This is a genomic window from Litorimonas haliclonae (assembly GCF_965138505.1).
Lineage (GTDB): Bacteria > Pseudomonadota > Alphaproteobacteria > Caulobacterales > Maricaulaceae > Litorimonas > Litorimonas haliclonae.
Genome location: NZ_CBCSCO010000004.1, coordinates 187876 through 211440 on the forward strand (window position 1 = coordinate 187876; position 23565 = coordinate 211440).

Annotated in this window: 21 protein-coding genes and 1 tRNA gene; 18 read left to right on the plus strand and 4 right to left on the minus strand. The window is 50.9% G+C overall.

All coding sequences use genetic code 11. The features are described from left to right. Positions 1-23: 23 nt before the first annotated feature. Positions 24-944 carry a hypothetical protein gene (locus ACNA05_RS10565; protein ID WP_415811452.1) on the minus strand — a complete coding sequence of 307 codons (921 nt, stop codon included), beginning with the start codon at positions 942-944 and terminating at the stop codon, positions 24-26. Between the two features lie 10 nt (positions 945-954). Further along, complete coding sequence (locus ACNA05_RS10570; RefSeq protein ID WP_415811453.1) at positions 955-1623, minus strand: hypothetical protein; 669 nt, start codon at positions 1621-1623, stop codon at positions 955-957. A gap of 312 nt (positions 1624-1935) precedes the next feature. On the opposite strand from ACNA05_RS10570, the gene ACNA05_RS10575 reads away from it, so the two are divergent. Continuing rightward, positions 1936-5145, plus strand: coding sequence for a TonB-dependent receptor domain-containing protein (locus ACNA05_RS10575; protein WP_415811454.1), 3210 nt, complete (start codon positions 1936-1938; stop codon positions 5143-5145). Positions 5146-5778: 633 nt separating this feature from the next. On the opposite strand, the gene sppA is transcribed toward ACNA05_RS10575, so the two are convergent. Beyond that, positions 5779-7536 carry a signal peptide peptidase SppA gene (sppA, locus tag ACNA05_RS10580; RefSeq protein ID WP_415811455.1) on the minus strand — a complete coding sequence of 586 codons (1758 nt, stop codon included), beginning with the start codon at positions 7534-7536 and terminating at the stop codon, positions 5779-5781. A 218-nt stretch (positions 7537-7754) separates the two neighbouring features. Here sppA and ACNA05_RS10585 point away from each other — a divergent pair. The 9 genes from ACNA05_RS10585 (at position 7755) to ACNA05_RS10625 (ending at position 15086) form a co-directional block, all read left to right on the plus strand. Beyond that, positions 7755-7828, plus strand: a tRNA-Gln gene (locus tag ACNA05_RS10585). A 284-nt stretch (positions 7829-8112) separates the two neighbouring features. Continuing rightward, a complete protein-coding gene (locus ACNA05_RS10590; protein ID WP_415811456.1) occupies positions 8113-8970 on the plus strand; it encodes a DUF3450 family protein in 858 nt (285 codons plus the stop codon). Between the two features lie 71 nt (positions 8971-9041). Beyond that, positions 9042-9803 (plus strand): DUF3450 domain-containing protein, encoded by a 762-nt coding sequence (locus ACNA05_RS10595; protein WP_415811457.1) that lies wholly within the window; start codon positions 9042-9044, stop codon positions 9801-9803. Between the two features lie 30 nt (positions 9804-9833). Next, positions 9834-11228 carry a MotA/TolQ/ExbB proton channel family protein gene (locus ACNA05_RS10600; RefSeq protein ID WP_415811458.1) on the plus strand — a complete coding sequence of 465 codons (1395 nt, stop codon included), beginning with the start codon at positions 9834-9836 and terminating at the stop codon, positions 11226-11228. Between the two features lie 77 nt (positions 11229-11305). Continuing rightward, the gene (locus ACNA05_RS10605; RefSeq protein WP_415811459.1) at positions 11306-11824 is read left to right on the plus strand and encodes a MotA/TolQ/ExbB proton channel family protein; all 519 of its coding nucleotides are present in this window, start codon (positions 11306-11308) and stop codon (positions 11822-11824) included. Between the two features lie 21 nt (positions 11825-11845). Beyond that, the gene (locus ACNA05_RS10610) at positions 11846-12268 is read left to right on the plus strand and encodes an ExbD/TolR family protein (RefSeq protein ID WP_415811460.1); all 423 of its coding nucleotides are present in this window, start codon (positions 11846-11848) and stop codon (positions 12266-12268) included. A gap of 113 nt (positions 12269-12381) precedes the next feature. Then, positions 12382-12777, plus strand: a complete 396-nt coding sequence (locus tag ACNA05_RS10615; RefSeq protein WP_415811461.1) for an ExbD/TolR family protein — start codon at positions 12382-12384, stop codon at positions 12775-12777. 30 nt (positions 12778-12807) lie between these two features. Further along, complete coding sequence (locus ACNA05_RS10620; RefSeq protein WP_415811462.1) at positions 12808-13437, plus strand: energy transducer TonB; 630 nt, start codon at positions 12808-12810, stop codon at positions 13435-13437. Positions 13438-13586: 149 nt separating this feature from the next. Then, positions 13587-15086: a tetratricopeptide repeat protein gene (locus tag ACNA05_RS10625; RefSeq protein ID WP_415811463.1), complete on the plus strand. Its 1500-nt coding sequence runs from the start codon at positions 13587-13589 to the stop codon at positions 15084-15086. A gap of 63 nt (positions 15087-15149) precedes the next feature. On the opposite strand, the gene ACNA05_RS10630 is transcribed toward ACNA05_RS10625, so the two are convergent. Then, on the minus strand, positions 15150-17303 hold the full coding sequence (locus tag ACNA05_RS10630) for a S9 family peptidase (RefSeq protein ID WP_415811464.1): 2154 nt from the start codon (positions 17301-17303) through the stop codon (positions 15150-15152). A gap of 239 nt (positions 17304-17542) precedes the next feature. Between ACNA05_RS10630 and ACNA05_RS10635 the strand changes: the two genes are divergently transcribed. The 8 genes from ACNA05_RS10635 to ACNA05_RS10670 all read left to right on the plus strand — a co-directional run bounded on the left by ACNA05_RS10635 (position 17543) and on the right by ACNA05_RS10670 (position 23563). Next, positions 17543-18817, plus strand: coding sequence for a DUF2336 domain-containing protein (locus ACNA05_RS10635; protein ID WP_415811465.1), 1275 nt, complete (start codon positions 17543-17545; stop codon positions 18815-18817). Between the two features lie 157 nt (positions 18818-18974). Then, a complete protein-coding gene (locus ACNA05_RS10640) occupies positions 18975-19481 on the plus strand; it encodes a Na+/H+ antiporter subunit E (protein WP_415811466.1) in 507 nt (168 codons plus the stop codon). Further along, positions 19478-19792 carry a monovalent cation/H+ antiporter complex subunit F gene (locus tag ACNA05_RS10645; RefSeq protein WP_415811467.1) on the plus strand — a complete coding sequence of 105 codons (315 nt, stop codon included), beginning with the start codon at positions 19478-19480 and terminating at the stop codon, positions 19790-19792. Before ACNA05_RS10640 ends, ACNA05_RS10645 begins: the two co-directional genes overlap by 4 nt. Beyond that, positions 19789-20208 carry a monovalent cation/H(+) antiporter subunit G gene (gene mnhG / locus ACNA05_RS10650; RefSeq protein WP_415811468.1) on the plus strand — a complete coding sequence of 140 codons (420 nt, stop codon included), beginning with the start codon at positions 19789-19791 and terminating at the stop codon, positions 20206-20208. The genes ACNA05_RS10645 and mnhG overlap by 4 nt, the downstream gene beginning before the upstream one ends. Then, entirely contained in the window at positions 20208-20978 is a 771-nt protein-coding gene (locus ACNA05_RS10655; RefSeq protein WP_415811469.1) for a DUF4040 domain-containing protein, read from the plus strand. Before mnhG ends, ACNA05_RS10655 begins: the two co-directional genes overlap by 1 nt. Further along, a complete protein-coding gene (locus tag ACNA05_RS10660; protein ID WP_415811470.1) occupies positions 20971-21462 on the plus strand; it encodes a Na(+)/H(+) antiporter subunit B in 492 nt (163 codons plus the stop codon). The genes ACNA05_RS10655 and ACNA05_RS10660 overlap by 8 nt, the downstream gene beginning before the upstream one ends. Beyond that, a complete protein-coding gene (locus ACNA05_RS10665) occupies positions 21462-22010 on the plus strand; it encodes a cation:proton antiporter subunit C (protein ID WP_415811471.1) in 549 nt (182 codons plus the stop codon). The genes ACNA05_RS10660 and ACNA05_RS10665 overlap by 1 nt, the downstream gene beginning before the upstream one ends. Then, positions 22010-23563 carry a monovalent cation/H+ antiporter subunit D family protein gene (locus ACNA05_RS10670; RefSeq protein WP_415811472.1) on the plus strand — a complete coding sequence of 518 codons (1554 nt, stop codon included), beginning with the start codon at positions 22010-22012 and terminating at the stop codon, positions 23561-23563. Before ACNA05_RS10665 ends, ACNA05_RS10670 begins: the two co-directional genes overlap by 1 nt. The last annotated feature ends 2 nt before the right edge of the window (positions 23564-23565 follow it).

Below are 23565 nucleotides of genomic sequence, written 5' to 3' on the forward strand. Positions count from 1 at the left end.
GGAATCGACACCGATTTTCCCCTTTAATGGGTTTCTAGGTCAGGCGGGTAATGAAAATCAACCGCCTCGCGTAAAGCGAGCCCCAGCATCTGTGTTGACCTTAATTTATCTTTCAATGGCAAAGCGAGGGGGGGTCCCATATCTGTTTTATTCACATCGACAATGTAAATTTTGCCGCTCTGAGCATCCCGTAAGATATCCAGACCGCCCCAGTCCAGTCTCATTTTTTGACAAAATTGTGAAATCAGCGTTTGTTCTTTGGACGAGAGATAGTCCTGTGTTTTGGCCAATCGGCACCGACTGTTCATATTGGCAAATCGGGACGCGACCGGACGTTCTTTTAAATAAATCAGAGGAATTTTCCCGAATATTGTGACGGCCCGCATATCCAAAACCGTCCCCTCCAGCGTTTCGGTCTGAATGAGCTTTTGATAAACCCAGCCTTCCTTTGGCGTGCAATTTTCTGAGCTGACATAGCCGTCATGCCGCCCGTTTATTTCAGATTTACAAATAAAAGGCGGCGGCGATGTGCGGGGATTAACATGTAGGGGATAGCCAAAAACCTCTTCGAAAACGGAAGCCACCTTGCTCTTGCTAATATCAAGGCAATCGCGGTTCAGCCCGGCGGGGACGTCGCCTTCTTCATTCAAATAGGTCTGGTCTTTAAAGTAGACGTGAATATCCGCTTTTGCCTCCGGACCTTGTGGATCGAGCCGGGCCTGACGCATGGCCCCCCAGAGAAGATAATGCGGCTGCACCTCCCGTGGGTGACAAGCCACGTTACGAAGCGGTTTTTTAGCGGAGGGAGCCGTTTTCCGCTCCGCCCGGTAATATTTCCACCAATTCCGTAAATCCAGAAACAGGGCTAAATTGAACGGAACAAAAGTCCCCGTCTCACGAACCCAAACGCCGCGGATCGACCATTTCAAGTCAGACGGTTTCATGCGGGGAGGGTTAGCGGACGCGTTTTACCCCGACAGCTGCCCCGCTCCCATTGATCTGTAAGAGGAAACTCCCCAAGGACGCTTTTCGGATGTTAGCGACATTGGGTTCAGATTTGGACGCTCTAGGAATCCTTATTCTTTTCGTTCCCGTCTGTTCCCAGACTTGGCCGTTTTCTAGGAAGAAACGGTTCTTTTTATAGCCGAACTCTTGAACGGTTCTGATGTTGACGGCAATTTCGTCTACACTTGACCGTTCCACTGTTTCTTTAACCTTCTCCATTGGTCGCTTCGTAGCGGAGGCGGATTGCACTGAGTTTTTAGTGACAGGTTCGGTTAAATCATTGCTCTTAGGCTTGTTTCCGCCTCCAAAAATTTTTCCAAGATTTGGCAAGGAAGGAATACTAAAGCCAAAGGAGTCTTTCTCAACTTGTTCGATTTGCGACTTTGAGACAGTAATCAAGTCTCCAGAACTTTGGGCCTGTTCAAATTTGCCGACGGCGGCATCGTAACAAGCTAGGCGTTCCATAGAATCCGATTTATCGCGGCAGGCGAAAACAGCCGATAACTCATCTGCTTCTTGGGAAATCGAGTTTTGCCCGTAAGCATTTCCAGAAAGTACAATGGTAAGAAAACCTAAACAGGCCGTGCTTGAAAGAATATGACGTGGAAAAGAGGGCATTTAGAATATCCTGAGTTTTAATCGAACAGTATGTTTTAGCTTTAGGGGAAAATTTCCGAGGGGAATAGTCAATTCGCAGTGTTTCAAGGATAAGTTGCAACCTAAAACACCAATATTTCTCAATCTGTTAAAGAAGTTTGAATAAAAAAGGGGCGGCAGGTGACAATTTTGCAACAGTCTGGGGAAAAGTACGGGTTTTCTGTATTATTGTTCATCTTCCCTATTGAGTGTTGTGGATTAATGATTTTTAACCTGAGGTCACGTGCGGATTCGTCCGCAATAAAAATATAACCAGTTCGAAGGGGTTCATTAATGAACATTTTAGACAAAACCCGTCTGTTACAGACCTCCATACTTAGTACGCTCATAATGGGCGCGGCTATTCCAGCTTATGCTCAGGTTACTGTCCCAGATGAAGATGAGACGGAAACAACGACGGCTGAACAGATTGAAGCTCAAGAGCAAGCAATCGAAGATGAATTTGCAAGTGAAGGTGACGAAGTTGTTGTTACGGGTTCGCGTCTTCGCCGGAACGAGTTTACATCTGCTTCACCATTGCAGGTCATTGACGGTGAATTGTCTCGCGACCTCGGTTTGGTCGATGCGGCTGATTTGTTGGGCCAGACAACTGTTGTTCAAGGTCAACAAATCACAACAAGCACATCAACGTCTGCCGGACTTTTGTCTGATAGTGGTCCAGGGTCTGCGACAGCGTCTTTGCGTGGTCTGAACCCCGGCCGTACTTTGGTGTTGGTTGACGGTCGTCGTCTAGCCCCTGCGGGTGTTCGCGGCGTTCCAAGCGCACCAGACCTTAACTTGATCCCAGGCACTTTGATTGAGCGCGTTGACGTTCTCCTTGATGGCGCCTCATCTGTTTATGGTTCTGACGCCGTTGCCGGTGTTGTTAACTACCAACTTCGCCGTAATTTCGAAGGTCTGCAACTTGATGCATATGCAACAATGCCAGAGCTTGATGGCAATGCGGGTCACCAAGAAGTTTTCTCTGCAACAGCAGGTGTAGCCGGCGATCGCGGCTTCATGAGCTTGGCTGTCGAACACAGCCGGACAGACGGTTATAACGAGCGTGCGCTTGAGGATTTCTATGCGCCCTATGGCGGTGGATGTTTGAGCCGTGTCACTCAAGGTGGCGGCGGAACAGGCACAATTTATGAGCCCGATTTATGCTCAGGTTCATTCGGTGCAGGTTCTATTAGTAGCTCTGGCTTAGGCTTTTTGGCTTATCAAGATGGCGCCAATATCCCAGGCTTGCCAGCCAACTTTGCTCCAGTCGCAATCACAGGCGGACTTATCCAGCCGGATAACGTCGATGGCCAGCGCCTCCTTCTCTTCCCAGAAGAGCTAGATGCAGCATTTGCCCCTGATTTCCAGCGGACATCTATCTTCGCTTATGGTGAGTATGAAACTGGCTTCTACGGCGATATGACGGCATACTTCGAAGCTTCCCACGCCATGCGTGAGACAGAGACGAATACAGCTGGTCAAGGCGCGATTGAGATGCCCGAAGATTATCTGTTCAACCCATTTGGAAGCGACTCGACTGTATTCTTCCAGTCTCGTTTTATTAATGACACGAATGTGGCTCAAACACGCTTGATCGGTGGTCTGAAAGGCGACCTGCCCTTCATGGAAAAGGCTGGCCTCGATAACTGGAACTATGACACTTACGTCAGCTATTCCAAATCTAGCGGACAGGACAGTGTTTCGGGCATTCCTTTCTTCCCGCGCCTAGAGCAAACCATCAACAATACACGTTTCGATGCCGCCGCGGGTGAAGCTGTTTGTGACCCTCGCGCCGTTCCAGGTGAAGGCCAGGTCGCAGAATGTCGTCCTCTTGATTTCTTGAGCCCGACTTTCTTGTTCAGCGGTGAGTTTGATGATCCATTAGATACTGAATATCTGTTCCCGAACCGTCTGACTGACACTGTCGTCGAGCAAACTGTCTACTCCGGTTACATCAATGGTGATTTGTTCGAAATCCCTTGGGGCGGCACGGTTCAGGTCGGTTTTGGTGGCGAACACCGTACAGACCGTATTGAAACACGGACCTCTCTCGCGGGTGATTTCTTGGGCTTCTTTAATGACCCGGGTTCAAACGGTGAGCGTAAGTTGAGAGAAGTCTTCGGCGAAATCGAAATTCCTCTTGTCGTTGATCAGCCTTTGGTAGAGTCTTTGTCTCTTAACCTTGCAGGTCGCTACACAGAGGAATCTAACTTCGGCTCTGCGGAAACTTACAGCATCAAAGGTGTTTACGCGCCGACAGATTGGCTGAGCTTCCGGGCGACCTACGGCACATCCTTCCGCGCACCAAACCTAGGTGAGCAGTTTGGTGGTCGTGTGACAGGTTTTGCGGATCCGGCTGACCCATGCCGGACACCTGGTATTGCGGTTCCATTTGGTGACTACGATAATGACCCAAGCACGCCGGAAACTCGGGAATATGTCGCGTCTCTAGATACACGTGATCCAGCTGTTATTCAAAACTGCTTGAACGGCGGCGGTCCTTTCGGTCTCGAGGCAACTGATCCATTCTCACTTGGCATTCGTGGTCTGGGAACTCAAAACCCAGTCTTCCTTGGAGCTCCAACTCGTATCGCAAGTGGTTCGAACCCGAACCTTCTGCCTGAGACTTCAGACGCTCTTTCTATCGGTGGTACATTCGACCAACGTTGGACAGATGCTTTTGATCTTCGCTTAGCGATCAGTTACTTTGAAATCACAATTGATGACGAGGTCGACTCACTTACAGCCAACACAATCGTTAACCGTTGCTACAACTCTCCAGGTCTGACTGACCAAACTTGTCAGTTTATTACACGTGACCCACGCGTCGCGGGTGACCCTGGATCAGGTGAAGTTAGCTTCGTTTCTGCTCTGAACCAGAACCTGGGTCAGCAAGTGGTTGAAGGCATCGACTATAACGCCGAGTTTGGATTTGATTACAAACCATCCTTCCTCGACTCTGCTTTGGATTACAGACTTATTGCTCGCGCAACGCAGTCTTTGAACCAAACAGAAGAGCAGTTTGTTGTCGACGGTATTCTTCTTGACCGTAACGACGGTGAGTATGGTAACCCAGAATGGCGCATCACTGCGACCAACACTCTGCGTTACAAAGACTTCTCCTTCTTATGGCAAACACGCTATCTTGATAGCATGGTTGAAAACTATCTAAACGAAGATGAGTTCTCTACTGGTGGTTTGGCTGGCGACGTTGATGTAGATCCCGTTACATCAGGCTTCAGTAACTGTGTTCAAACAGAAGGGGCTCGTAACTCATCTGGTGGGTTTAACTGCTTCCAGTTCGACGGATTGGACGATTACTTCCTACACAGTGCGTCTGTGGCTTATTCAAACGATACGCTTGTTCTTCGCTTCGGTGTAAACAACGTCTTTGATAAGGCTCCGCCGCTAACTGATAACAACAACCTCTCTAACCTCGGCGGTATCGGTTACGATATCGGTGGACGGACATACTTCGCGAACATCTCGAAGAAGTTCTAGGTTGATACTTCACTCCCCTCGCGGGAGTGAACATAAGTCTTCTAAGCCGCGCCCTTTGGGTGCGGCTTTTTTTACGGTGCAAAGGGACGTGGAAAGAACTTATCGCCGATTGCGTGTTGGGTCTTTGAAAACTGTCTGTTGAATAATAGCGCAGCCTCATCATGGCTGAGTTATCGAAACGACACGGACACTCTATCGAATTTAGTCCTCAGATCGTGAATGAAGGCACGAGTTTAGGGCTTTCTGGTAATATATAAGGGGGTGCAGATTAAGCAGTCATCATGATTGTCGCGGCCATGATTGCAGCAGCTGGGCTGGTGAAGGTACTTCGCGCAAGGCAAGGGTAGCCCGATGGTAGGTATCGCCTCTACCTATACAGGTTAGACGCTTGGCCCATTGGGAGTCGACTGCCACACTTCTAGTCAGTCTGACACATTGAGCAATTGGAGTAATCCTAAGTGCAAAAATGACCCTATAACCTTTTGACGGGCACGCACGGTTCAGCCCTCCAAAGGCGTTTAAGGGCCTCTCGACGGCGCAAGCATTCAGGCTTAGGTTTATTAAATCAAGCCCTTAAAAAAGGCGCCCGAGGCGCCCTTTTAAGAGGATTGGTATTCCGGAGCTCCGCCAAGCTTATTTTATCTCCGGCAACTCCGCTTTCATTTCCTGCCCCACACGGCTTGAGTTCCGCGCTCGCAGAGCGGCTTGAACTTCGGGGAGGGCGGTAATTTTGCGCAGGGCCGCAATATCGCTTTGCATTTGCGCCGTGCCGGTGAAAAGCTTCTCGAGCTGCTCAGCCGGTGTTAAGGCACGAGGAAAGCGTTTGAGACGAATTTCTTCGTCCGGTTCAACGCCCGCTAGCTCTTTGGCAACATCGACAGCCTTCATAAAGCCGCCCAGTTCGTCGACTAGGCCGAGTTCTTTGGCTTGCTCGCCCGTCCAGACGCGGCCTTTAGCGATATCGTTGACGCGGCTTAGCGGAATATCCCGTCCCAGAGCGACGCGGCTCGTGAAATCTTCATAAATATCTTCCAATTGCCCGTGATAGGCTTCGCGCTGGGAGTCGGTGAACGGCGTATCGGCGGAAAAAGCCCCCGCATATTCGCCGCCGACTCGGATTCCCTCGATATTATAGCCCACCTTCGCAAAGGTATCTTCCAGAGCGATCTTGCCGCCGTAAACCCCTATAGAGCCTGTAATTGTCGTGGGGAGGGCGACAATTTTATCCGCTGTTGCGCTGATATAATACCCGCCAGAAGCCGCATACTGACCCATGGATATCACCACGGGTTTGCCGGCTTCCTGCGCGCGCTCCGCAGCGGCGAGAATTTGATCCGAAGCAGCAGGGGACCCGCCAGGGGAGCTGACCCGGAAAACAATCGCTTTTACATTTTTATCCTCGATAGCTTTATCAAAAGCTTCGGCTAAAGTGTCGCCGCCAATCGTGACGGATCCGCCAAAGGGGCCGCCTGAGGAGGATGGACCGGGCAAAATCGGGCCCTGACCGCCGATATAGGCTATTGTTGGGCCCGTAAACGAAGAGCTAGGTGTGTAATCCTGAATGGGTAAGAACACGGAATCTTCTCCGCCCGCCTTAAGTTTTACATATTCTTTAACGGCTTCGATGTGACCAAGCTTGTCGACCATGCCCGCCGCTAATGCATCTTCGGCGCTATGCGGGGAAGAGTTCAGGACGGCTTTGGCCGCGTCGACATCCATATTCCGGTCTTGGGCAATATGAGCCAAAGCATTGTCATAAAGACTGGTCAGATAAGTTGTCGTGGCTTCGCGATGTTCGTCGGTAAAACCTGTTTGCGTATAAGTGTTGACGGCATTCTTATACTCGTAGAATTGCTCGAACTCAGGATTGGCGTCCAGTTTTTGCATGACGCCGCCGAAAAATTCTGTTTCAGAATAAAGTCCTGAAACCGCGAATCCGGTTGTATCCTGCATCCAGACTTCGTCCGCCCCGGCCACAGTCATATATGGAAAGAGGGTAGGTGATTCGAATCCCTGGGCGTGAGCAACAACAAATTTACCGCTGGATTTGAAATCGAGAATTGCCAATCGCAGTTCCTCGGCGCTCGCCGGGGCAAGGCCGCCGCTGTCTGCGCGAATGAATAAGCCTTTGATCCGGTCATCTGTTTTGGCGCCGTCCAGGGCCCGCACGATTTCTACCACCCCGTTAGAGGGTCCGAATAAACTTTCTCCCAATCCGTGATCCGGAATCCCGTCTCGCATATCAAGGCTTAGAACCTGATCTGGTTTTGGTTTCATGGACTCGCCTGCGGCCCCGAGCAGACCCAAGCCGACCAGTAAAAGAATCAGGAGAAAGAAAAAAGCAAAGAGACCGACAACGACACCGATAACGGTGATAAAAAATTGGCGCATAGGTGTATATCTCGAATAAATTTAGAGTGGGCCTGACACTCACTATAATAGAAGAGAGGGAACACTGACAAATTATTTGTTGTTATTCGATAAAATAATCACAGTCAGGCCATTATTTGTCCGGGCGGAAAGGAATACTGAAGAAAGAGGCAAAATCCCGTTGCAAAATCATTTCCCTCCTCTTAGAAGGCGCACTTCTGGTCGGCAGGGTCTTTTAATGGGGCGTAGCCAAGCGGTAAGGCATCGGGTTTTGATCCCGTGATCGTTGGTTCGAATCCAGCCGCCCCAACCACCGACCCTCCTTTGTAATTGTCGCAAAAGTTTCTTATCCAAATCTGGAACGAAATGCTCTGACTGTGAGTAGAGCTTGTGGATTTCGTGCAACTATTATATTGTAATGTTATCACAAGAAAAATATGGTTAATATCAACAGGACGTTATTTTAAAAGTCGAAAAAAAAATCGATTTTCACAGCAATGTAACCATTGATTAAGGTCTGAGGCGCGTGTAAGCGAACAGTCCAAACCTGCGTTAGCCCCGAAAAGAGGGCGCGGAAATGAATATTGGAGGACATGCGTGGTGATTTCTAAGGCCGCTCGTAAAATGTTATTTGCCAGTGCTGCTCTGGGTCTGATGACCGGAGGGTTTGCGCTTAGCGCGACTGCCCAGGACGCAACAGAAGACACAACGGAAACTGCTCTCCCAGCGGCGCCGGCCGTTGATCCGGCCGATGCATATTCCAGAGTGTTGCAGCAAATCGCTGACACTCAAGCGAGTACGGATCAGCGCCGTCTTTATTTACAGAAACAACAAGAACAAATCGCCTCTCTCCGGGCGCAGCTCGCGTCAATGGATGACACAAAGGCCGCTATTCGTCCTTTAGTCGTTGAGATGGCCGCGTCTGTTGAAAAAGAAATGGTCCAGGACGTGCCATTTAAAATCGTTGAGCGCTTTGCCCGCCTTGATCGTCTGAAAGAAGACTTAAGCGATGAGTCAGCTCCGATTTCAAGCTTGTTCCGTCAAGCTATCAATCTTTATGATGTCGAAGTTCTCTCTGGTAACTCTATCGAAGCCTATAGCGGCGACCACCCGACTGAGCCGGGCACGCGTTTGGCGGCTTGCGACGAAGATATAAATAGTTCCGAATGTGATCTTCCGGATGAAGTCCGCGACGAGCTTCCGGAAGGCGCTACTCAGGTGGAGCGTGAAGATTTGCGCGATAATCTGAAAGATGGCGCTTATGTGCATTTTGGCCGCCTTTCTCTCATCTATTTGCAACATGACAGTTCAGAAGCCTGGCGCTGGGACAAGCCGACAGAGGCTTGGGTGCAGATGTCTGGCTCAGATGTTTTGGACGCCCGCCGGGCGGTTCGAATTGCACGAGGTGAAAGTGCGCCGGGGGTTATTCTCTCTCCGATCCGGATTGATGGGTAAATTGAGATAAACAGGATTCAACCGCTCCGTAGTGGTCAGAATAAAATGAAAAGCAGACTTGGAAGGACACCATGTTAAAAACTTTAATTGCCAAGCGTCTTATGCTTGCCAGCGCAGCGGGGCTGATGATGGCCGTGCCGGCGCAGGCCCAGCTCGAAAGCGCTATGAGTACAGCGAAAGCTTCAACCGCGGCCAGTGCCGCATCGCAAAGTCGCGTAGAAGATTCCGATGATGCGGCCGATTCGGCTGCGCGTGAGTATCGGGCGGTTTTGCAGCAGAAGGACAATATCGCGCTTTTCGTAGCGCAGCAGGATATTTATCTTCAGTCGCAAAAATCTGAAATTCAGTCTCTCCAGCGTCAGTTGGGAACGGTTGAGTCTATTAAGCAGGGCATGGCGCCTATGATGCTTCGGATGACTGCGCAGCTCGAAGATGCCATCAATGCTGATCTGCCTTTTAATATCAATGAGCGGAAAGCTCGGATTGAAAATGTGAAGTCGATTTTGTCGGATCCGGATGTGTCCCCGGCGGAACAATATCGCCGCGTTCTCAATGCCTATAAGATTGAAGTTTCTTACGGTCAGGGTATCGACAGCTACGAAGGCGCCCATCCAACGCGCCCCGGAAATGTTGTTAACTTCATCCGGTTTGGCAGGACCTCGCTAGTTTATGTGTCTAAAGATGAGAGCGAAGTTGCGAAATATAATGCCGAAACAGGCGAGTGGGACGTCTTGGGTGGTGCAGATGCGTTGGACATGCGTCAAGCCATTCGGATTGCACGAGGCGAAGCTGCTCCAGGCATCGTTTATGCCCCTGTCACTATCAGAAATTAAGCCGAGGACATCAGAACAATGAGTATGACTATGAAATTTTTCACAAAAGCCACGGCGGCCGTTATCGGTTCTGCTGTGATGCTGTCCGCCGTTCCGGCGACAGCGCAAATTAGCTCTGTTGATGATCTGCTGAGTAAGGTCCGTCAGGATGCTGAACGGGTCGAGCAGGAAAACCGTCAACGCGAAGCCACATTCCGTGAGCGTCGTGACCAGCAAGAAGCGCTTTTGGCGCAAGCCCGGAGCGAGTTGAACGCTTTGGAAAATCAAGCGGCAGTTGTCGAGCGGACTTTCGACGGCAATCGTGAGGTTATTGATGGGTTGAAAGCTGAACTTCGCGCCGCACAAGGTGATTTCGGTGAAGTGTTTGGTCTGGCCCGCGGTAAAGCTGGCGAGTTTAAAGCGCTTCTTGATAGCTCTCTGATTACGGCGCAATATCCCCGCCGTACGGAAATCCTGGGCACAGTTTCAGAATCCGAAGCGCTGCCAAGCAGCCAGGATTTAAACGCGATTTATGAGTTGATGCTTCAGGAGATCCGGGCTCAACGCGAAGTCGCAACATTCCAGGCGCCTGTTGCCAATGTGAATGATGGCGCTGAACAAGCCGTTACGCGGGTTGGTCCTTTTGCTATTTTCACGGCTGATGCCGGGAACTTCTTGGATTATAGCGCTCCGACAGAAGAGGGTAATCAAATCCTTCTTAGCAAGCTGCCTAAGCAGCCTGGTGGCCAAATTCAATCTGCAGCTGACGCTGTAACGAATGCCTCTGCCGGTGATTTGGTTTATGCCCCGCTTGATCCAACTCGCGGCGAATTGCTGAAGTCATTCGAGCGTGTGCCGGATGTTCGTGAGCGTATTTCTTACGGCGGAACAATTGGTTACATCATTCTCCTTCTTCTCGCGATTGGTGGTATCTTTGGTATCTTGAATATTATTCGCCTCTTCCTCGTAAAAATGGCCGTTTCCGGTCAGAAACGTAAGGCGCAGCCGTCTAAGTCCAACCCATTGGGCCGCGTGATGATGGCTTATGATTCTTCTAAGACAAAAGATGCTGATACAGTTGAGTTGAAACTGGACGAAGCTATTTTGAAAGAATCGCCTAAGTTTGAATTTGGTCTGAACCTTCTGAAACTCTTTGCTGGTATCGCACCGCTCTTGGGTCTCTTGGGTACCGTTACAGGTATGATCAAAACCTTCCAAGCTATGATGATCTACGGCACAGGCGATCCCCAGTTGATGGCCGGCGGTATTTCCGAAGCGCTTGTAACAACTATGTTGGGTCTGATTGCGGCTATCCCGCTTCTCATCCTCCACAGCTTCTGTTCTTCCCTTGCTCGCTCCATCCAGGGCACGCTTGAGGAGCAAAGTGCAGGTATCGTGGCTCGCCACGTTGAGACCCGCACGACAGGCGGAACAACCGCTGTATAACTAAACCTTCGAAGGTCGCGGAGGTGAACTCTTCCGCGACCCGCTAAGTTTCCCAAGTTTGAACTTTCAGGTGCTCTATGTTTGCTAATGTCTTTAACGGTCTCCAGGAATTTCTCGCCGCAGGCGGACCCGTTCTTTTCTGGATTATGCTGGCGACCCTCGCCATGTGGACTTTTATTGTCGAACGCTTTGCTTATTACCTTTTCGCTCACAAGCCGATGAAGGAACGCCTTTTGGCAGAGTGGAACGCACGATCAGACAAAACGTCCTGGAAGGCTCACGCCATACGCGATGAGATGGTCAGCCAGATTAAAGAGCGCACAGACACAAATGTGGGGATTATTAAAACCCTCGTGGCTCTGGCGCCCCTTTTGGGACTGCTCGGAACCGTAACGGGGATGATTGAGGTGTTTGATACCATGGCCCTTTCCGGATCTTCCAACGCCCGCCTAATGGCCGGCGGTGTGTTCAAAGCCACTATCCCGACTATGGCGGGTATGACAGCGGCTCTTTCCGGACTGTATTTTTCAACTGTGTTGCCTCGTAAGAGTTCACGGGAAACGGCCCGCTTCGCTGACGACCTTCAGGTCGAGTAGCCCTAAAGATAAGAGGATTTTATGAGACGCGGACGTAAACATAACTCCGACGAAGCTGATGTCGATATGACCCCGATGCTGGACATCGTGTTCATCATGCTCATCTTCTTTATCGTGACTGCCACATTTTTGGACGAGGACGGTATCGATCTGACGCAGCCCCCGCCTCCACCTGAGGACCTTCCTCCTCCACCGGATCAGCCTCGCGCGATTACCGTTTTTGTTGACGCCCGAAACCAGTGCTCTGTCGATCAACGAAGCACAAGCTGTGACCGCGTCACGCTCGCTGTTGAACGCCTTTTGGCAGATAAGCCGGGCGCCAGTGTTATCCTGCGGATGGACGAGCGCTCCAAGCATGAAATTCTGGTTGAATTAAAAGACGGGTTGGATGCCGGTGGACGTCCGACAAAAATTGAAATCGTAGAAGCAAACGCCGGAGCTTAAAGCTCCGCAATTGCCAGTGCGCGATTTATATAGGTCGATCCAAATCCAGCTTCTAAGGATAAATTCTCAGGAACGGATTTGCATCTACCACGTAAATGTGATAAGGTAACAATATGTCAAGACGCAGTAGAGTTTCGGTTCCAGAAGAAGATACAGAATTGAACATGACACCCATGTTGGATGTTGTTTTCATTCTCTTGATCTTTTTCATCGTGACGTCGGTTTTTGTTAAAACGCCGGGGATTGACCCCACAGAGCCGGTCGCGACAACGGATAAAGAGTGGAAGCCAACTATCCTGATTGCTGTGAATGCGGCGAATGAAATTTGGATCGACAAGAGACCTTACGACATCTCAGAAATTCGCCCCGTCGTGACAGCTATCCGGGATGAGAGCCCGAAAGCTCAGGCCATTATCAAGGCCGACCAAGACGCTGAAGTTGGAACGGTTATGGCCGTGCAGGATCTCATGCAGGAACTTGAAATTAATACGCGGGTCGGCACTGAGTAAGCTGGTTTTTGAGTAAGGAAGGACGTTATTATGGGTAATATTTTACGATGGGTCATTGGAGTTCCCGTCGCGGCAATCGTGACAGTTGGGCTTTTCATCCTAATGACGGTTCTTATCTCTGCCGAGTTTGAACCAGAAGAAAAGGTCGAAACCGCGACGTTTGAAATCAATCCTAAAGTGGAAGATATCAAAGTTATCGAACGCGAGACTCAAATTGATCAGGTCAAAAAAGTTGTTACGCCGCCGCCGCCGCCTATGATTGAGCGGGCTCAGGCCGACAAGCCGACAGAGCGTATTGCGTCTCTCGAAGGAGCTGTTCCAGAATTTGAAACCCCTCAGATTGACCGTCAGAGCTTCAAAATTGCTGTTTCCGACCGCGACGCCCAGCCTTTGGTTCGCATCCCGCCTATTATGCCTACTCGCGCGGAAAAATCCGGTCACTGTAAAGTCCGCTTTGATGTGAGCCCAGAGGGACAACCCTTCAATGTGACGGCAACTTATTGTACGCAGAGCGTTTTTGAGCGTGCGTCCATCAAATCTGTCGAAAAGTGGAAGTACAACCCGAAAGTCGTTGAGGGCCGTAATGTCGCCCGTAGCGGTGTTGAGAGCCAGATTACATTCCGCCTGACAGACGAGCGCGGCAATATTATCCCTGAGTAGGTCGGTCTTTCCGTCTATTCAATTTGGGTTCGGTCAGACTTGAACCCGCAAAATACGGAAGGGCGGTAACCTGCCCTTCACAACGCCTACTAGTTCTTCGGAACCGTGGTCGTCGTAATAAAACGAGCTAATGCTTTAAGGAGAACGTGATGAGCCTATCACTTACAAAAATGATCCGGAATGGGTTAAGCGCCAGTGCTTTTGCGTTGGCAACTGTAACCATGGTCGCGGCTGTTGCGCCGATGACAGCTCAGGCTCAGGACAATAAAGAACAGCCAGAAGAAGGCCGCCAGTTCGGCGCCGAAGCGGGCGCTTTGGTGAGTGAAGCTAATGAGCTAACCACTGCCAATCAGTTTCAGCAATCTATTGCAAAACTTAACGAAGCTTTGGCTTTGCCAGACCTCAATCCTTATGAGAAATCCATTATTTATCAGGTCCAGGGGACCAACTATTACGAACTGAATAATTATGGTCAGGCCATTCAAGCGTTTGAAAATTCTATTAGCGCCGGTGGTCTTCTTCCGAACGAGGCTTCCAGTCTCCGCGTGAACATTGCTCAGCTCCTGATTGGTAACGAGCAATTCGCCGAAGGCGCGACCATGTTGGAAAATTATCTGGCTCAAGGCGGTCAGGAAAAGCCAAAATATGTCGAATATATCACTCAAGCGTGGGTTCAGGCCGAAAATTACCAGAAAGCTCTGCCGTGGGCGGAAAAGTGGTTCAATAATTCGAACCCGAAAGAACGCAAGCATTTCGACCTTCTGAACTTCCTTTATAATAACTTGAATATGCCGGCTAAACAGGCGGATATTGTCAAAGAGATGATCAATCGCTGGCCTCAGGAAAAGCAGCTCTGGGAAGCTTGGGCGTCTATGTTGGCCAATGGCGGACGGGAGCAAGAGGCCTTTGAAGTGACTAAAATGCTTTACCTTGGGGGAGCCTTATCTACTGAACAGGATCTCATGAAAGTTGTTCAATATTACAGCTTTTACGATATGCCCTACCAGGCGGCTGAGATCCTTGAGCGCGAGATAGATGCGGGCCGGATCTCGCAAGATTCCGATAAGCTTGTTCAACTCTCTAACCTTTATCGCCAAGCTCGTGAGTATAAACGCGCTATTCCTGTGTTGGAGCAAGCGGCGGCTAGCTCGGGGACGGCTAAGCTTTACGCCGATCTAGGCGAAGCGCTTTATAATGAAGGCCAGTGTCAAGAGGCTGAGACCGCTTTCAAAGAAGCTATTAATCGCGGATATGACTCCGGTAAGTCTTGGATGCTCATCGCGACGTGCCGCTATGAGACAACGCAAACTCAGGAACGTCTGAGCTGCGCTATGTCCCCGGAAGAAATGAACAATGCGCCAATCACCCGGACCCGGGCGTCAGCCATTGATGCGTTTTCTAATGTTCCGGCCTCGTCTCGTGAAAACCGTAATGCTAAAAAATGGATATCTTTCATTCGCGCAGAACGGGATGCGCTAGAGCGCCGTTGCGAATTTGAAGCCAATATCGAAAAAGAATTGTGCTTCCAGAAAATCAAAGGCGCGTATGACAATGAAATCTTTGCGGGTGAATTTGAACTCGAAGACGAAAGCTGTTTGAAGTTCAAGCCGGAGTATGACGCGAAGTATATTGTCAAAACGACGGGTTAAACTCCGTAACATATTAGACTATATTCAACCCGGCCCTTGTGGCCGGGTTTTTTATTTCAGACTTTAAGCCCCATCCCGTCCGACACAGGCCAGAGCAAAGGCATATTCGAGCGCCGTTTCTTTCAGCGAGTCATACCGGCCGCTTTCCCCTTGATGCCCAGCTTCCATATTTGTTTTGAGCAAAATCGGCGCGTCGCCCGTCTGGTATTCGCGCAATTTGGCCGCCCATTTCGCGGGCTCCCAATAAGTCACGCGGGGGTCGGTAAGACCCGCCGTAATCAGGGTGGGCGGGTAAGCTCGGCTCTCGACCTGATCATAAGGCGAATATTCTACGATCTGGTCATAAGCGTCCGCCTCTAAGAGGGGGTTGCCCCATTCCGGCCATTCCGGAGGGGTGAGGGGCAGGGTTTCATCTGACATCGTGTTTAGGACATCTACAAAAGGCACAGCGGCGATCGCTCCGGCAAATAGCTCGGGCGCTTGATTAAGGGCGGCCCCCACGAGCATCCCTCCGGCAGAGCCGCCATGGGCGACAAGCTGGCCTTCGCGGGTATAGCCTTGTTGGCAAAGACCCCGTCCGACATCGACAAAGTCATTAAAGGTGTTTATTTTTTTCTCCAGCTTTCCGTCTAAATACCACTGATAGCCTTTGGCCATCCCGCCGCGTATATGGGCAATGGCGTAAATGAACCCGCGGTCGACGAGAGAGAGGATGGTCGTTCGAAAGGCCGCCGGAATAGTAATCCCGTAAGAGCCATATCCATAGAGCAGAAGGGGCGCTGTTCCGTCTGTCGGTGTATCGCTCCGGCGTAAAAGCGTGACGGGAATGGTTTCGCCGTCGCGGGCGGTGACGTTAACCCGTTCCGTTTTATAATCTGACGGCTCATGTCCGCTTGGTACCACTTGGGTTTTGACGAGGTCGCGCTGCCGCGTGTCCATATTATAGGCAAAAACTTGCGACGGGGTCGTGGGGGAGGCGTAAGAAAAATAAAGCCTATCTGTGGCGTATTCATATCCGGACATCAAACCCAGAGAATAGGCGGCCTCGTCCATTGCGAGGCTGTGTTCCTCGCCGTTTTGCATATCGCGAATGACTATTCGGGGGAGGGCGTTTTCACGCTCTAACCTGACGAGGAAGTGCTCAAATGTTTCTACCCCTAAAATCAGCGTCCCGGGTTTATGGGGGATGAACTCGGCCCAATTTTCGGCGGGGCCTCTCTCTTCGGCGACTTTGATCTGAAAGTCGACGGCGCCATCCGCATTGGTGAGGATATAAGTTCGCCCGCCTTGGTCATGAAGGCTGTATTCCAGACCTTCGACACGCTCGGCAAAGCAAAGAGCGGGGGCTTTGGGATTGTTGGCAGGAACCCGCCAGATTTCAGACGTGGTATGATTATGCGCGCTGATTTCAATATGGGCCATATCATCAGAGGAGCCGACGCTAACGAAAAAACCCGGATCGCTTTCCTTATAGATGAGTTCAGGCTCGCTTTCAGCGTTGAAAATATCCTGACGGAAGACAGCGTAGGGACGCTGATTATCGTCACGCTCGACCCAATACAGCGTGCGAGAGTCATCGGCCCAAACCAAGGCTCCGGCGGCTTGATCAATCTTTGTGACGATCGACTCTTCGTCAGCTTGGTTTTTGCCGCCCAGCTTACGCAGAAACACCTGATAATTTTCTGACCCCTTGCCGTCGACTCCGTAAGCCAGCCATTCATGGTTTGGACTGTGAGAGACAGAGCCAAGATCAAAATATCCGGGATAGGATTTAGAGAGGGTTTCCGCGTCGAGCACAATCTCTGATTTTTCGAGAACGGTATCGGATAGGATAACGGGCGACTCAGGGTTTTCTTGCAAGATGCGAGCGAAAACGCCGTGTTCATCTCCCGTTCGGTAATGGTGAAAATAGGCCCATTTACCATCTGGCAAGGGCGTACTGGCGGCTTCGGGCTCCAGCCGGGCTTTTAGCTCTTCAAAAACTTTCTTTTTCAAGGTTTCATAAGGAGTTAGAACAGCTTGGGTGTAGCTGTTTTCAGCCTCAAGATGGGCCTTAATTTTTCCGTTCAACTTGGACGGATCCCGCATGACTTCTTGCCAGTTCTCATCCTTCATCCATGCATAGTCATCAACCCGGCGGCGGCCGAGCTGTTCTCTCGTTACCGGTTTTTTTTCTGTTTTCGGGGGCAGGGCAGTGGATTTGAAAATCTGAGGCATAAAACAGTCCATTTCTTTTGTCTTCTCGCCTAGACAATGCACGCGGGAGCTTCAACTGCGAAGCGTGTTTGGGCATAGAATTTGGCAGATACTAGGAAACCATACAGGCTCAAAAATAGTCACGCTTGGTTAACAGGTTTTGACTACTCTTATGGGCAAAGCATTACGTTGCAGAGATTTTTACGGCCAAGAGTTTGCAGCCAGGGTATTGCAAAAAGGGCGCAGGAGATTTTTCGTTTATGGTATCCATGCCGGCACAGTCGCGCAAAATGCGCTCTGACCTACCGCCTCTCAAAGACGCGGAGTCCGGCACAATATTGCAGGAAGTGGCGCCAATCTCGGATGAGGGGAATACCCGTCGCCAACTCGCCAAACGCCTGGCCGATGTTATCTGTATTCCCGCCAGTCAGCTCACGCCTCAAGAGCGCCATATGGCCGGGGACGTCCTCGTGGAGCTATTACGCGATGCCGATATCGATGTTCGCGAAAGTGTCGCGAAACGCCTCGTCATGCTCAATGAGGCCCCGCGCACTATTTTGGTTATATTGGCCAAGGATGACATTCGGGTAGCCAAACATATTTTGGAAAATAGTTTGTCCCTGTCGGATAGCGACCTGATTCAGGTGGCTCAGAAAGTCTCGGGCGAACACCGCAAAGTAATTGCGCAGAGACGAAAGCTCTCTGATTCTGTTGTGGATGCGCTCGTTCAGTTCCTTGAAGAGGACGTGGTCGAAACCCTTTTGAAAAATAATGGCGCGGAATTTAGCGAAACGGCTTTGCAGCGTATCCTCACCATGTCTCGAAATTACGCACCTTATGTAAGTTTGCTCAACCGGCGCGAAGAGCTCCGACCCAGCCACGGGCTGACAATGTTTTGGTGGGCGGATCGATCAACCCGGCGCCGTATTCTGCATCGTTTTGCGGTCACGCGGGCTGTGTTGCAGGAAAGCTGTAATGATCTCTTTGCCGACGCGGCGAAAGAGGGCTGGCAGGATGCAGGCGTGCGAAAAGCCCTGCAGTTTGTCGAACGCCGCCAACGCAACCGCGCCGCCATCGCCAGAAGTGATTATGAAGGTCTGGAAGCGGCTATTGAAATTGCCTCGGCTCACGGCCTGACCAAAACTTTGATTGAAGAAATTTCGTATATGTCCGGTATTAAACCGGCAACGGGCGCCCAGATCCTGACCGATATGGGCGGAGAGGCCTTGGCCGTTCTTTGTAAGTCGACGGGTTTGAAACGCGACATGCTGGAGAAGCTGTGGCGTGCCGTGTACCGTCCGCCAGAGGACGAGATGGAACAGGAACACCCGCACCTTACCCGGGTTATTGAAGCCTATGATGTGATTTCAACAGACAAGGCTCAAACCGTTCTGCGCTATTGGAATTGGTCGCTGACGTCTTCTCTGAACGAAGATGTTTTACGATATATCAAAAATGGCGTGATTCCCCGCGAAGAGGAACATGGCGCCGCTGCGATTACAGCGGCCCTCGTCTTTGGGCATCGAAAGGGCTAGCAAAACCGTTTTTGCGGGGCCTGCCTTACTAATCCACAAAACATTTGCACTCTTTGGCAGTGTTTATCCTTTAAATGCCGAATTTGGCCCTTTAAGACGACACTAAAGGGGGTGGATTGGGACACCCTATAATCTCGGGTGAGGAGCGCTAAAGAGCGTGTTGCGGTATAGTCTTTTATTGATAATTGCCTTGGCAGCCACTTGGCTGACCTTATCCGGCTATTTCACCCCAATTTTGCTGACGCTCGGAACGATCTCAATCGGAATTGTTCTGGTGGCTTGCTATCGGATGAATATTCTTGATCGGGAAACTGCGCCTTATCTGTCTATGCCTAAAACACTCGCCTATTTTGTTTGGCTCTTCAAAGAAATCATCAAAGCAAATGTGCAGGTTGTCCGCGCCGTTCTAAAACCGGATATGGTTGTTTCGCCGACCATGACAAAAATTCCTTATTCGCAGAAGGTGGACCTCAGCAAAGTCATGTTTGCAAACTCGATTACCCTGACGCCGGGTACAGTGAGCGTATTGATGGAAGAAGATCACATCTTGGTTCACGCCTTGTTGGGCGAAATGAGCGCGCCGGAAGATTTCCGCGAAATGGGAGAGCGTGCGTCTAGCGCCGTTGGCGAGACCGCGAATCATACGTCAGAGGCCCCCTCATGAGTGTGGCTTTAGGATATATTTTTCTCGGCGCGGCGTTTCTCATCATTGTGTCTATGGTCATGATGCTCGCAAGGCTCATTGGCGGACCCACGCTTTATGATCGCCTGTTAGCCGTGAACTCTTTCGGTACGAAAACGGTTCTCTTTCTTTGCGTGTTCTGCTTTATTATTGACCGCCCGGACGGCGTTGATATCGCCTTGCTTTACGCGTTGATGAATTTCATCGCGACAATCGCGGTTCTGAAATTTTTTAATTACAAAGCCCTGAATGTCGGCCTGATCGCCAGACCAGACGTGGAGGCGGACGAATGAATGTTTTTCTCATGATTCTAGCTGCCGCCCCAGCCGCCGCAGAGTTGGCGGGCCAATCCGGGCCGCAAATAGAGTGGCTCTACTTGTTACGGTTTTTGCTGACGACAGCGTCGTTGATCGCCGGGCTTTTCTTTGTACTGGCCGGGACTTTGGGTGTGTTGCGATTGCCTGATTTTTACACCCGTCTTCATGCGGCTGGTATGACAGATACGCTAGGCGCAGAGCTCATACTTCTTGGTTTGATAATTCAATCCGGCTTTTCACAGCTCACGTTGAAACTCATGCTCGTTGGATTCTTCCTTTTGGTGACAAGCCCGACGGCTACACACGCGGTTGCCCATTCAGCCTATAAGGCCGGCGTGAAACCCGTATTGGGCCGTTTCCGCGCGCCGTCTTTGGATGGGGAGGAAAGCTAATGTTTGCCAGCGCCTCGTTCATGCCTCCCACTATTCTTCTTGATATCAGTCTTTTGGCGATACTCGTCATTGTTGCTGTGTCCATTGTCCGGATGCGGAGCCTGTTCGGTATCGTGATGTTGCAGGGGGTTTATTCTCTCGTCAGCGCAGCCTGGTTTGTCAGTTTGGATGCCGTGGACGTTGCCTTTACCGAAGCCGCGGTCGGGGCGGGCGTCTCCACAGTTCTTATGCTTGCGGCGATGCTCCTGGCGGATCGAAAATCAGCACCCGTGCCTTTGTCTCGTCAATGGGGGCCACTTTTGATTGTGATCTTTGTCGGTATGGCCATGTTCTACGCTATTGGCGATATGCCCGCTTACGGCGATGCCAACTCACCCGCCAATAGCTATGTCGGTATGGAGTATATGGCCAAAACAGCTGAAGAAATTCATATTCCAAATGTGGTGACCGCCGTCCTTGCGAGTTACCGAGGATACGACACCTTTGGCGAAACAGTTGTTATCTTCTCCGCGGGCCTTGGGGTTTTATTACTTTTGGGATTGAACGGGAACGCCGGACGTTGGCATGCCGAATGCAAAGGTCAGCGGATTTCAAGACCGTCTGCCCCCTCTGCCAGCACTGAAAAGAGCTCCAAAGAAAAGGCCGAATCTGAAACGCCGCCGACTAGGGCGGCCGCGAAGAAGGCTCCCGCCAAGAAAGCCTCAGCCAAAAAGGCCGCTACGAAGAAAACAACGTCTAAGAAACCAATTAAGGGAGGGGCAAATGGCTAAATCAAAAACCCGTCCTTCTAAGCCATCTGAAGAAGAGATGGCGCCGAGAGACCCCCATGTTTTGCTGCGGGTCATGGCGAAATTCCTTATCCCGCTTATCGCGCTTTTTGCGCTCTATGTGCATTTCCACGGCGATTATGGACCCGGCGGCGGGTTTCAGGCCGGCGTGATTTTTGCGGCCTCTATTATACTTTATGCGCTGATCTTCGGACTCGATGCGGCCAAGCAAGCTTTTCCGCCTAGCTGGATTAGAATTGGAATGACAATCGGAGTTCTCCTTTACGGCGGGACGGGCGTCGTAACATGGCTCCTTGGCGGAGAATTTCTGAACTACGGCGTTCTCGCCCATGAGCCGAGCCATGGCCAGCATTACGGAATTCTAGCCGTGGAGCTGGGCGTGTTGGTCACCGTGACCACTGTTATGATCGCGATTTTTTACGCCTTTGGATCGCGTCAACCTGAAACGTCCGAGGAAGATTGGTAATGCTCGCCGATATTTTCGAACAATATAATTATGCGATTGTCATTATTCTGATGATGACGGGGCTATATGTCGTGTTTTCTTCCCGTAACCTCATAAAAAAACTCGTAGGTTTGTCGATATTCCAAACCTCCGTTTTCCTACTTTATATCACGATTAGTAAAGTGGCCGGGGGACAACCGCCCATTTTGGTTGAGGATCATGGAAGCGATTCCGGCGAACAGGGGCACGGCGCCGTTGACGCCGCTCACGGCGGCGCTGCCGATGCGATAGAGCCAGGGGCGGAAGCCTCTGAACAGGCGGCGGCAGCCGTGGCGCAAGCTGCGGAGGCCGGGGAGGTCATTTATTCTAACCCGCTGCCTCATGTTCTTATCCTGACCGCAATTGTGGTGGGCGTGGCGACACTGGCGATTGGATTGTCTTTGGTTGTGCGTGTCCGCGAAGTTTATAAAACCATTGAAGAAGACGAGATAGACGCTTTGGATTATGCCTATAATCTCGAAGGCACAGGTCCTTCGCCTCTCGCCCCTGACGCGGGAGCGAAATCATAATGGATCTCAGTCTTTATATGCCCGAATGGCTTTTGACCCATGGTCCGGCTTTTCTCATAATCCTGCCGCTATTAATGGCTGCCATTACGGCTGTTTTCCCGGGGCGCAAGCTCGCTTGGTGGACGACAACTTTTGTCACTCTTATTCTGGCTGTTAGCGCCGTTGCCTTGGCGCAATTTGAAATCGCCAATGGCATGGATGTTTATGAAATGGGCGGATGGGCACCGCCGCATGGTATTTCTCTAAAGATTGACGCGCTCTCTGCCCCGGTTCTTGTCTTGATTTGTGCAATGGCATTGGTGACAATGGTTTATGCTATGCCGGCGACTTTGGCGGAGATTGAGCCAAAAAAACGCGCGCCTTATTACGCGGCCTTCCTGTTATGCATGGCAGGCCTATTGGGCATGGTCGTTACGGAAGACGCTTTCAACGTATTCGTCTTCCTCGAAGTGAGCTCCATCTCGACCTATGTTCTTGTTGCTTTGGGATCGAGCCGCGATCGCCGCGCTTTGGTGTCAGCTTATAATTATCTTATTTTAGGTTCTATCGGCGCCACTTTCTTCGTCATTGGTATCGGCTTCCTTTATATGGAAACCGGCACGCTCAACATGGCGGATATGGCGCGTATTCTGACCGAGCTTGACGGCGGGTCTCGGGTTTCCATGGTCGCTTTCGGATTTATTATTGTCGGCCTTGGCCTGAAACTGGCCATGTTCCCGCTCCATACTTGGCTACCGGGCGCTTACGCTTATGCGCCAACCCAGGTGACGGCGTTCCTCGCTTCGACGGCAACAAAAGCCGCGCTTTATCTGCTGCTACGCTTTACCTTCTTTGTCTTCCATCCGGACTTCGCTTATGTCGACGCGGTTCTGGTCTTCCTCATATTTGGTCTCGGTATAATCGGAATGATCTTTGCCTCGCTACAAGCCATTTTCCAGACCGATGCGCGCCGTATGCTGGCTTATTCTTCGGTCGGGCAAGTCGGATATATGTTGCTGGGCATCGGCATTGCAACAACCGCCAGTCTTAGCGCCGCCTATCTTCACCTTATCAATCACGCGGTCATTAAAGGCGGCTTGTTCCTCGCTCTCGGCGCCATGTGGTATCGCTTTGGGATTACCCGCGTTGACGATTTCAGAGGACTTTCCAAAACAATGCCTTGGACTATGGGCGCGTTTACGCTTTGCGGATTCTCTTTGATTGGCGTACCGTTCACCGCTGGCTTCGTCTCCAAAGTCGCCTTGGCCCAATCTGCCGCCGCCGGAGGGTATTGGTGGGCCGTGGGCTTCATTATGGTCAGTTCCATTCTCGCCGTTATATATGTCGGGCGGGTTCTCATGGTGGCTTATTTCCGCTCTCCGCCAGAAATTGACGGCAAACCCTGCGTTAAAAACGAAGCTCCGCTTATGATGCTCGTGCCCATGTGGGCGATGGCGCTGCTGTCCATTGCGGTCGGAATGAATATTTTCGGGGCTTCTGACATACTCGTGGGCGCGTCGGAACGGGCTGCGTCCTTACTGACGGGCGCAACCTATATCGGAACAGGAGGGTAAGA

Bases quoted from the DNA above. Each gene is read 5' to 3' on its own strand.
- ACNA05_RS10565 (WP_415811452.1), bottom strand. From the start codon at position 944: ATGAAACCGTCTGACTTGAAATGGTCGATCCGCGGCGTTTGGGTTCGT.
- ACNA05_RS10570 (WP_415811453.1), bottom strand. From the start codon at position 1,623: ATGCCCTCTTTTCCACGTCATATTCTTTCAAGCACGGCCTGTTTAGGT.
- ACNA05_RS10575 (WP_415811454.1), top strand. From the start codon at position 1,936: ATGAACATTTTAGACAAAACCCGTCTGTTACAGACCTCCATACTTAGT.
- sppA (WP_415811455.1), bottom strand. From the start codon at position 7,536: ATGCGCCAATTTTTTATCACCGTTATCGGTGTCGTTGTCGGTCTCTTT.
- ACNA05_RS10595 (WP_415811457.1), top strand. From the start codon at position 9,042: ATGTTAAAAACTTTAATTGCCAAGCGTCTTATGCTTGCCAGCGCAGCG.
- ACNA05_RS10600 (WP_415811458.1), top strand. From the start codon at position 9,834: ATGAAATTTTTCACAAAAGCCACGGCGGCCGTTATCGGTTCTGCTGTG.
- ACNA05_RS10605 (WP_415811459.1), top strand. From the start codon at position 11,306: ATGTTTGCTAATGTCTTTAACGGTCTCCAGGAATTTCTCGCCGCAGGC.
- ACNA05_RS10610 (WP_415811460.1), top strand. From the start codon at position 11,846: ATGAGACGCGGACGTAAACATAACTCCGACGAAGCTGATGTCGATATG.
- ACNA05_RS10615 (WP_415811461.1), top strand. From the start codon at position 12,382: ATGTCAAGACGCAGTAGAGTTTCGGTTCCAGAAGAAGATACAGAATTG.
- ACNA05_RS10620 (WP_415811462.1), top strand. From the start codon at position 12,808: ATGGGTAATATTTTACGATGGGTCATTGGAGTTCCCGTCGCGGCAATC.
- ACNA05_RS10625 (WP_415811463.1), top strand. From the start codon at position 13,587: ATGAGCCTATCACTTACAAAAATGATCCGGAATGGGTTAAGCGCCAGT.
- ACNA05_RS10630 (WP_415811464.1), bottom strand. From the start codon at position 17,303: ATGCCTCAGATTTTCAAATCCACTGCCCTGCCCCCGAAAACAGAAAAA.
- ACNA05_RS10635 (WP_415811465.1), top strand. From the start codon at position 17,543: ATGGTATCCATGCCGGCACAGTCGCGCAAAATGCGCTCTGACCTACCG.
- ACNA05_RS10645 (WP_415811467.1), top strand. From the start codon at position 19,478: ATGAGTGTGGCTTTAGGATATATTTTTCTCGGCGCGGCGTTTCTCATC.
- mnhG (WP_415811468.1), top strand. From the start codon at position 19,789: ATGAATGTTTTTCTCATGATTCTAGCTGCCGCCCCAGCCGCCGCAGAG.
- ACNA05_RS10655 (WP_415811469.1), top strand. From the start codon at position 20,208: ATGTTTGCCAGCGCCTCGTTCATGCCTCCCACTATTCTTCTTGATATC.
- ACNA05_RS10660 (WP_415811470.1), top strand. From the start codon at position 20,971: ATGGCTAAATCAAAAACCCGTCCTTCTAAGCCATCTGAAGAAGAGATG.
- ACNA05_RS10665 (WP_415811471.1), top strand. From the start codon at position 21,462: ATGCTCGCCGATATTTTCGAACAATATAATTATGCGATTGTCATTATT.
- ACNA05_RS10670 (WP_415811472.1), top strand. From the start codon at position 22,010: ATGGATCTCAGTCTTTATATGCCCGAATGGCTTTTGACCCATGGTCCG.